The sequence below is a fragment of the Streptomyces sp. NPDC014861 genome (assembly GCF_043081625.1).
Lineage (GTDB): Bacteria > Actinomycetota > Actinomycetes > Streptomycetales > Streptomycetaceae > Streptomyces.
Genome location: NZ_JBIBWV010000047.1, coordinates 1 through 2,505, shown reverse-complemented (window position 1 = coordinate 2,505; position 2,505 = coordinate 1). Strand labels below are relative to the sequence as shown.

Sequence of the window (2,505 nt, the reverse complement as noted above, 5' to 3'; positions counted from 1 at the left end):
CTTCAGAACTAACACAGTGGACGCGAGCAACTGAGGACAAGCCCTCGGCCTATTAGTACCGGTCAGCTCCACCCATTACTGGGCTTCCACATCCGGCCTATCAACCCAGTCGTCTACTGGGAGCCTTACCCTCTCAAGGAGGTGGGAATACTCATCTCGAAGCAGGCTTCCCGCTTAGATGCTTTCAGCGGTTATCCCTCCCGAACGTAGCCAACCAGCCATGCCCTTGGCAGGACAACTGGCACACCAGAGGTTCGTCCGTCCCGGTCCTCTCGTACTAGGGACAGCCCTTCTCAATATTCCTACGCGCACAGCGGATAGGGACCGAACTGTCTCACGACGTTCTAAACCCAGCTCGCGTACCGCTTTAATGGGCGAACAGCCCAACCCTTGGGACCGACTCCAGCCCCAGGATGCGACGAGCCGACATCGAGGTGCCAAACCATCCCGTCGATATGGACTCTTGGGGAAGATCAGCCTGTTATCCCCGGGGTACCTTTTATCCGTTGAGCGACGGCGCTTCCACAAGCCACCGCCGGATCACTAGTCCCGACTTTCGTCCCTGCTCGACCCGTCGGTCTCACAGTCAAGCTCCCTTGTGCACTTACACTCAACACCTGATTGCCAACCAGGCTGAGGGAACCTTTGGGCGCCTCCGTTACCCTTTGGGAGGCAACCGCCCCAGTTAAACTACCCATCAGACACTGTCCCTGATCCGGATCACGGACCCAGGTTAGACATCCAGCACGACCAGAGTGGTATTTCAACGGCGACTCCACAACCACTGGCGTGGCTGCTTCAAAGTCTCCCACCTATCCTACACAAGCCGAACCGAACACCAATATCAAACTGTAGTAAAGGTCCCGGGGTCTTTCCGTCCTGCTGCGCGAAACGAGCATCTTTACTCGTAGTGCAATTTCACCGGGCCTATGGTTGAGACAGTCGAGAAGTCGTTACGCCATTCGTGCAGGTCGGAACTTACCCGACAAGGAATTTCGCTACCTTAGGATGGTTATAGTTACCACCGCCGTTTACTGGCGCTTAAGTTCTCAGCTTCGCAACCCCGAAAGGTCACTAACCGGTCCCCTTAACGTTCCAGCACCGGGCAGGCGTCAGTCCGTATACATCGCCTTACGGCTTCGCACGGACCTGTGTTTTTAGTAAACAGTCGCTTCTCGCTGGTCTCTGCGGCCACCCCCAGCTCACGGAGCAAGTCCGATCACCAGACGTGGCCCCCCTTCTCCCGAAGTTACGGGGGCATTTTGCCGAGTTCCTTAACCATAGTTCACCCGAACGCCTCGGTATTCTCTACCTGACCACCTGAGTCGGTTTAGGGTACGGGCCGCCATGAAACTCGCTAGAGGCTTTTCTCGACAGCATAGGATCATCCACTTCACCACAATCGGCTCGGCATCAGGTCTCAGGCTATGTGTGTGACGGATTTGCCTATCACACGCCCTACACCCTTACCCCGGGACTACCACCGCCCGGGCTGGACTACCTTCCTGCGTCACCCCATCGCTTACCTACTACCACCTTGGTTCGCCGGCTCCACCACTTTCCTTTCCCCGAAGGGTCCGGAACGGCTTCACGGGCTTAGCATTGATGGGCTCGATATTGGGCGTTTCAAAGCGGGTACCGGAATATCAACCGGTTGTCCATCGACTACGCCTGTCGGCCTCGCCTTAGGTCCCGACTTACCCTGGGCAGATCAGCTTGACCCAGGAACCCTTAGTCAATCGGCGCACACGTTTCTCACGTGTGTATCGCTACTCATGCCTGCATTCTCACTCGTGAACCGTCCACAACTCGCTTCCGCGGCTGCTTCACCCGGCACACGACGCTCCCCTACCCATCACAGTCCCCGTTGGGGGTATGTACTGCAATGACACGACTTCGGCGGTACGCTTGAGCCCCGCTACATTGTCGGCGCGGAATCACTTGACCAGTGAGCTATTACGCACTCTTTCAAGGGTGGCTGCTTCTAAGCCAACCTCCTGGTTGTCTCTGCGACTCCACATCCTTTCCCACTTAGCGTACGCTTAGGGGCCTTAGTCGATGCTCTGGGCTGTTTCCCTCTCGACCATGGAGCTTATCCCCCACAGTCTCACTGCCGTGCTCTCACTTACCGGCATTCGGAGTTTGGCTAAGGTCAGTAACCCGGTAGGGCCCATCGCCTATCCAGTGCTCTACCTCCGGCAAGAAACACACGACGCTGCACCTAAATGCATTTCGGGGAGAACCAGCTATCACGGAGTTTGATTGGCCTTTCACCCCTAACCACAGGTCATCCCCCAGGTTTTCAACCCTGGTGGGTTCGGTCCTCCACGAAGTCTTACCTCCGCTTCAACCTGCCCATGGCTAGATCACTCCGCTTCGGGTCTTGAGCGTGCTACTGAACCGCCCTGTTCGGACTCGCTTTCGCTACGGCTTCCCCACACGGGTTAACCTCGCAACACACCGCAAACTCGCAGGCTCATTCTTCAAAAGGCACGCAGTCACGAG

The 2,505-nt window shown here is 56.7% G+C and carries 1 rRNA gene; it reads right to left on the bottom strand.

From position 1 onward, the window contains the following. Positions 1 to 32: 32 nt before the first annotated feature. A 23S ribosomal RNA gene (locus tag ACF1BN_RS37750) occupies positions 33 to 2,505 on the bottom strand; the annotation flags it as partial.